This is a genomic window from Arthrobacter sp. Y3225116, from assembly GCF_059091245.1.
This window is the reverse complement of record NZ_JBNHGL010000588.1, coordinates 1-366: the sequence shown is the minus strand read 5'-3', so window position 1 is coordinate 366 and position 366 is coordinate 1. Positions and strand designations below refer to the sequence as shown.

The following is a 366-nucleotide window of genomic DNA, read 5'->3' as shown; positions in this document are numbered from 1 at the left end:
GACCGCCGCGACGCCGGCTGTCTACGCGGCGATCGACGCCCGCTCGCTCGAACTGCAGGCCGCGCTGACCGCCGCCCTGTCGAAGGCCGGCGTGGACCACAGCATCCAGACCGCGGGGAACCTGTTCAGCGTGGCCTTCGGCACCTCGGCCAACGGCGTCCACAACTACGCCGACGCTCAGGGCCAGGAAGCCTTCCGCTACGCCCCCTTCTTCCATGCCATGCTCGACGCCGGCGTCTACCTGCCGCCGTCGGTGTTCGAAGCGTGGTTCCTCTCGGCAGCGCACGACGACGCCGCGATGGAGAAAATCTTCGCCGCGTTGCCGGCGGCCGCGCGGGCTGCCGCGGCCGCCACGCCGCCGGCCTG

Annotated in this window: 1 pseudogene; it reads left to right on the top strand. The window is 72.1% G+C overall.

Annotation, left to right across the window (positions count from 1 at the left end):
- Positions 1–366, top strand: a pseudogene (locus tag AC5RV2_RS19095) (glutamate-1-semialdehyde 2,1-aminomutase); the annotation flags it as partial.